This window comes from Neobacillus sp. plas4, assembly GCF_057221695.1.
In genome coordinates this window covers 6,116,362-6,123,042 of sequence record NZ_CM170152.1, presented here as the reverse complement: position 1 = coordinate 6,123,042, position 6,681 = coordinate 6,116,362, and the positions used below count along the sequence as shown (strand labels likewise).

Here is a 6,681-nt window from a genome sequence, read left to right as displayed (position 1 = left end):
GGTTATCCCTCCTTTTTCTTTTTATCTGTCTATTATTGAAATGCACTTTGCAGGTATGTTTTTTGTCTAAACTCCATATATAAAGATATTTTTTCACAAACAGTTGTGAAGTATCCTTGCATCATTTTTATATCAAAATGGACAAGAGTTCCGCGGAAAAACAATGTTATACAAGTTGTACAACCTACTAATTTATAAATATACGAAACAATGATTGTGGAAAAACATAATATAGGAAATAAAGTGGAGTTTCGACAATATCCACTGCTTGTGGACAAGTTTCTTCAGTGTGCTTGAACAACTTGTCCACATGTTATCCACAGTTTGTGGATAACGTATTTAGGGGGCAAAGTTATTCAGAGTGAAAACACAAATATAATATCAAATAAAATGCAGATACGCAATGCCTTTTAATGGTTTATCCACAACCACAACAATATGTGATTAAAACTTGTCCACAAGTAGTGTTTCTTGTGTAAAAACTGTCAATATCTTGTGAAATGGTGAAAAAAATGTCGAAAAAAGTATCCACAGGATAAATTTAAGAGGAAATTGGAGTTATTAAGATTTTTTGGGATGAAAAAAATCTGTGTGAAAAAAATAGTGATACAAGTACAATATTTTACGGGTAGTTGACAAGATAAAAGTCCGTCTTTATAATTAGTTAGACTGTCTTTAACAGCTATTCCTCAGGGAGGTGTCATATAATGAAAAGAACATATCAACCAAAAAAACGTAAACATAGTAAAGTTCACGGTTTCCGCAGTCGTATGAGCAGCGCTACTGGACGTAAAGTTCTAGCACGCCGTCGTCAAAAAGGAAGAAAAGTATTATCAGCTTAGGCCACTGAAACATCAGTGGTCTTTTTTCTAATATAGCTGTTGCCTAATGCTTATTGTTAAAATCTTAAAGCTGATTTTAACGCGGCAATAGCCTTTTGTGCTTAAGAATTAAATTTGTAGGCACTTTTCTTAATGAGTTATTCTTTCTCCGGAAAACTTAGCGCAATCATTAATTTTGTTCCAAAAACAAAAATGTAACAGAAAAGTGCCTATAATAAAGTGTCTTTCTCAATGGAAAAGTTTTGGTATAGATGGAAGGTGTTTTCTATGAAGAAAGAATTACGTGTGAAGAAGAATAAGGAATTTCAAGAGGCATTTCAAAAGGGGCAATCCTTTGCGAATCGACAATTTGTTGTATATAGTCTAAAAAAGGAAGATCAGGACTATTTTCGGATTGGACTTTCTGTAAGCAAGAAGATAGGAAATGCCGTAACAAGAAATCAAGTTAAACGATACATAAGACAAGCCGTTTTCGAATTATCCGATTTGCTGATGCCAGGGAATGATTACGTAATCATTGCTAGGAAGCCTGCAGCAGAAATGGATTTTTTTGAGGTAAAAAAGAGTTTAACTCATGTCTTTAAAGTGGGAAAGGTCTTAAAAAAACGATAGTTTGTCAAAATATAGAGGTATCGTCATAAATTTAGGAGACAAATTATTCTAAAAGATGGTAAAATACCTATGAAATATTCCAAATGGATATAGTAGTTTAATCTATATATATATATATACATTGTTCAAGGAGGAAAATTCAGGTTGAAAAAACGAATATTACTTTTGCTTGGTTTTGTTTCTGTCATTCTATTCCTTTCAGGATGTACTGAAATCAATAAACCAATCGATGCCGAAAGTACAGGTTTTTGGAATGAGTACATCGTATACCCGCTATCCTGGGTCATTGTGAAATTTGCAGATATACTAGGCGGAAGCTTTGGTTTTTCATTGATAGTCGTAACAATTTTAATTCGATTAGCGATTTTACCGCTAATGATCAAGCAGACAAGAAGCTCGAAAGCAATGCAAGCATTACAGCCAGAAATGAAGGCGCTTCGAGAGAAATACAGTTCAAAGGATCAAAAGACTCAGCAAAAGCTGCAGCAAGAAACAATGGCACTTTTCCAAAAGCATGGAGTAAACCCAATGGCAGGCTGTTTCCCATTAATCGTTCAGATGCCGATTTTAATTGGTTTTTATCATGCTATCTCTAGAACAAGGGAAATTGCAGATCATAGTTTCCTTTGGTTTGATCTAGGGGATAAGGATCCATATTTTATTCTTCCGATTGTTGCAGGGATCACAACATTTATTCAGCAAAAGTTGATGATGGCTGGACAGGAGCATAATCCTCAAATGGCGATGATGCTTTGGATGATGCCGATTATGATCGTCATTTTTGCTTTCAATTTCCCAGCAGCACTTTCTTTGTACTGGGTAGTTGGTAACATTTTCATGATTGTACAAACTTATTTCATTAAAGGACCGGACTTGAGGAAGACTGCAGAGGCCGGTAAAGCGGGAGGAGCAAAAAAGTGAAACAAGTAACTGCTACCGGACAAACTGTCGAAGAAGCAGTGGAATCAGCTTTAGCTCAACTAAACACAACAAAAGACCGCACGGATGTAGCCATTATTGATGAAGGAAAAAGGGGTATTTTTGGAATATTTGGTTCTCGCCCTGCTGTCGTTAAGGTTACGGTTATTATCGATCCAATTGATGAGGCAAAGAAGTTTCTGCTTCAGGTTAGTGAACAAATGGGTGCGCCTGTCAGTATTGAAGTTAAACGGGATGGTAAACAAGTGCATTTCGTTTTGACAGGCGAAAAGATCGCTCTTTTGATTGGAAAAAGGGGACAAACATTAAATTCATTACAATATTTAACGCAGTTAATCATCAATCGCTTTTCGAATCATTATTTAACCGTTATTTTAGATGCAGAGGATTACCGAAACCGGAGAAATGATACGCTAATCCAATTAGCACATCGTCTAGCCCTGAAGGCAATTAAAACAGGCAAGGATGTTGCATTGGAACCAATGCCTTCATATGAGCGTAAAGTTATTCATACAGCTTTATCCGATAATAAACGAGTAAAGACGTATTCAGATGGTTCAGATCCACATCGCCATATTGTTATTTCACCTGTCAGATAAATAAGAAAAGGCATCCTTTTTTGAAGGATGTCTTTTTTTTAGTCTAAATGACCTGTGAATAACAATTATTTGAAATTCTATGTTTTATTGTTATTCACATGTGGATAAGTTAAAATAATACGTGGACATTTATTTGGTTGTGGATAATTTTTTATAAGGTTTTTTGGTTTTTACACAAAACCAGATGTGGTATTCTAATATTTTGAGAAAAATAATTTGTATTTATATATATAAAGAGTGGTGAATGTAATGGAATTTGATACGATAGCTGCCATATCGACACCAATGGGTGAGGGAGCAATTGCAATAGTACGATTGAGTGGCGATGATTCCATTAAAATTGCGGATCAAGTTTTTCGAAGCATTAGTGGAAAAAGGTTGATAGAGGTACCAACTCATACGATCCATTATGGACATTTAATCGATCCAAAGAAGGATCAGGTTATTGAAGAGGTAATGGTATCGGTCATGAAGGGACCTAAGACTTTTACAAAAGAGGATGTAGTTGAAATAAATTGTCACGGCGGGATTGTATCTGTTAATCGTGTTTTGCAGCATGTATTAGCTCATGGAGCTAGACTTGCAGAACCAGGTGAATTTACCAAGAGGGCGTTTTTAAACGGACGGATTGATTTATCACAAGCAGAAGCCGTAATGGACTTAATTAGGGCAAAAACAGATCGGGCAATGAATGTGGCTCTAGGACAAATGGAAGGACGATTATCGAAGTTAATTAGGGGATTGCGTCAGGAAATCTTAGAGATCCTCGCACACGTTGAAGTAAATATCGATTATCCTGAATATGACGATGTTGAAGAAATGACTCATAAAATGTTATTGGAAAAGTCCATTTATGTTAGGGATGAATTAAGAAAGCTGCTGCAAACCTCACAGCAGGGGAAAATTTTACGAGAGGGACTATCGACCGTTATTGTCGGCCGCCCGAATGTTGGAAAGTCTTCTTTATTAAATAGTCTTGTTCAAGAAAATAAAGCAATTGTTACCGATATTCCTGGGACAACCCGTGATGTAATTGAAGAATATGTAAATGTCCGCGGAGTGCCGCTAAGACTATTAGACACAGCGGGTATTAGAGAAACGGAAGATATTGTTGAACGCATAGGAGTAGAAAAGTCACGGCAGGTATTAAAAGAAGCTGATTTAATCTTGTTAGTGCTAAACTACGCAGATGAATTTACAAAAGAGGATGAAAACCTTTTTGAAGCGGTTAAAGGGATGGATGTCATCGTCATTGTGAATAAGACTGACCTTGAACAGCAAATTGATATGGACCGTGTTAAGGAGTTGGCAGCGGAGCATAAAATCGTCACCACTTCCTTATTAGAGGACCGTGGTGTGGATGAACTTGAAGAAGCCATATCCTCTCTGTTCTTCGCCGGCTCCATTGACGCTGGTGATATGACCTATCTCTCAAACAGCCGCCATATTGCGTTGATTGGGCAAAGTTTGCATACGATAGAAGAAGCCATCGCTGGAGTAGAAATGGGCACTCCAATTGATATTGTCCAAATAGACGTTACAAGAACCTGGGAGATACTTGGGGAAATTATCGGTGATAGTGTTCATGAAAGCCTCATCGACCAGTTATTCTCACAGTTCTGTTTAGGAAAATAGGAAAATAATAAAAGCAGCAGCACCTTCGGAACAAGCACAGCTTGTTCCTGCGAAGATTATTCTAAGGAGCATTCCTTAGCGTTCAGCCCCGAGGTTACCTCGGGGGGCTAGGTGCTGCAGCTAGAAAATAAGAAAGTTGGTGAAGTAAAATGTCATACGAAGCAGGTAATTTTGACGTTGTGGTCATTGGTGCTGGCCATGCTGGCTGTGAGGCTGGCCTTGCGGCGGCACGAATGGGCGCAAAAACATTAATGCTTACCATTAATCTCGACATGGTTGCTTTCATGCCATGTAATCCATCAATTGGCGGACCCGCAAAAGGGATTGTTGTTCGGGAAATTGATGCACTTGGCGGGGAAATGGGAAAAAATATAGATAAAACACATATCCAAATGAGAATGTTGAATACGGGTAAGGGTCCTGCAGTCCGTGCACTGCGGGCTCAAGCCGATAAAGTTGACTATCAGTCCGAAATGAAAAATACAATTGAAAATACTCCAAATCTCACACTCCTTCAAGGAATGGTTGAAAGATTAATCGTCGAAAATGGCGTCTGTGTTGGGGTTATTACAAAAACAGGTGCCATTTACCGTGCAAAAACAGTCGTCATTACGACCGGTACGTATCTTCGCGGTGAAATTATCCTCGGAGAATTGAAGTACTCCAGCGGTCCGAATAATCAACAGCCATCCATAAAATTATCTGAGCATTTAGAAGAACTTGGGTTTGAGCTTGTTCGTTTTAAGACTGGAACTCCGCCGCGTGTGAATAGCCAAACAATTGATTACAGCAAAACGGAAATTCAGCCTGGTGATGAGGAACCGAGGGCGTTTTCTTATGAAACCACTAAATATATCACCGATCAGCTCCCATGCTGGTTAACCTATACAAATGAACAAACACATACGTTAATTGACCAAAACCTTCATCGGTCACCCATGTATTCTGGAATGATAAAAGGAACAGGTCCACGCTATTGTCCATCCATTGAGGATAAAGTAGTCCGCTTTAATGATAAGCCTCGTCACCAGATCTTTCTAGAGCCTGAAGGAAGAAAAACACAAGAGGTTTATGTTCAAGGCTTATCGACCAGTCTTCCAGAAGATGTTCAACATCAACTCATTAGAAGCGTTCCTGGATTGGAAAATGCACAAATGATGAGGGCCGGATACGCGATTGAGTACGATGCGATTAATCCAACACAGCTTTGGCCGACTTTGGAAACAAAAGTGATAAAAAACCTTTATACGGCTGGTCAAATTAATGGAACATCCGGATATGAAGAGGCAGCTGGCCAAGGGATTATGGCTGGCATTAATGCTGCACTGAGTATACAAGGAAAAGATCCATTAATTCTTAGCCGTTCAGATGCCTATATCGGTGTATTAATAGATGATTTAATTACAAAGGGTACCGCTGAACCTTACCGCTTGTTGACTTCACGTGCAGAATACCGTCTTTTGTTACGACATGACAATGCAGATCTAAGATTAACGGAACTAGGGCATTCGATTGGCCTTATTCAAGAGGAGCGTTATCAAAGATTTCTTGTAAAGAAAGCAGCAGTTGAATCAGAAAAAGAAAGACTTTTATCCGTTAGACTAAAGCCCTCAGCCGAAGTCCAAGAACTCATTAGAAGCATGGGCGGCAGTGAGCTTAAAGACGGAATTCTAGCTGCAGATTTATTGAAACGTCCTGAGATGACATATGAACATATTGAGAAACTAACTCCTAGTCATGTGGAATTAGATCAAGATATTAAAGAGCAAGTTGAAATCCAAATTAAATATGAAGGTTATATTGAAAAATCACTCCAGCAGGTTGAACGCCTAAAGAAAATGGAGAATAAGAAAATTCCTGACAATATTGATTATGATTCGATATCTGGGCTTGCAAATGAAGCGAAGCAAAATTTAAAACAAATCAAACCATTATCTCTTGCTCAGGCTTCAAGGATATCTGGTGTAAATCCAGCGGATATTTCAATCCTCCTTATTTATTTAGAACAAGGAAAAATAGCAAGGACGAGTAATCTATAATTTTGAAAAAAAGAG

General features: G+C 38.0%; 6 protein-coding genes. All 6 read left to right on the top strand.

All coding sequences use genetic code 11. From position 1 onward, the window contains the following. The first annotated feature begins 707 nt into the window (after nt 1–707). The 6 genes from rpmH (at nt 708) to mnmG (ending at nt 6,666) form a co-directional block, all read left to right on the top strand. Nucleotides 708–842, top strand: coding sequence for a 50S ribosomal protein L34 (rpmH, locus tag AC2TFD_RS30405; RefSeq protein WP_335510781.1), 135 nt, complete (start codon nt 708–710; stop codon nt 840–842). A gap of 267 nt (nt 843–1,109) precedes the next feature. Continuing rightward, entirely contained in the window at nt 1,110–1,454 is a 345-nt protein-coding gene (rnpA, locus tag AC2TFD_RS30400; RefSeq protein WP_335510779.1) for a ribonuclease P protein component, read from the top strand. 144 nt (nt 1,455–1,598) lie between these two features. After that, nucleotides 1,599–2,375, top strand: a complete 777-nt coding sequence (gene spoIIIJ, locus AC2TFD_RS30395) for a YidC family membrane integrase SpoIIIJ (RefSeq protein ID WP_335510777.1) — start codon at nt 1,599–1,601, stop codon at nt 2,373–2,375. Then, nucleotides 2,372–2,992: an RNA-binding cell elongation regulator Jag/EloR gene (gene jag, locus AC2TFD_RS30390; protein WP_335510775.1), complete on the top strand. Its 621-nt coding sequence runs from the start codon at nt 2,372–2,374 to the stop codon at nt 2,990–2,992. Before spoIIIJ ends, jag begins: the two co-directional genes overlap by 4 nt. Before the next feature lie 249 nt (nt 2,993–3,241). After that, nucleotides 3,242–4,627, top strand: a complete 1,386-nt coding sequence (gene mnmE / locus AC2TFD_RS30385; RefSeq protein WP_484674750.1) for a tRNA uridine-5-carboxymethylaminomethyl(34) synthesis GTPase MnmE — start codon at nt 3,242–3,244, stop codon at nt 4,625–4,627. Nucleotides 4,628–4,776: 149 nt separating this feature from the next. Then, a complete protein-coding gene (gene mnmG, locus AC2TFD_RS30380) occupies nt 4,777–6,666 on the top strand; it encodes a tRNA uridine-5-carboxymethylaminomethyl(34) synthesis enzyme MnmG (RefSeq protein WP_484674749.1) in 1,890 nt (629 codons plus the stop codon). Nucleotides 6,667–6,681 lie beyond the last annotated feature (15 nt).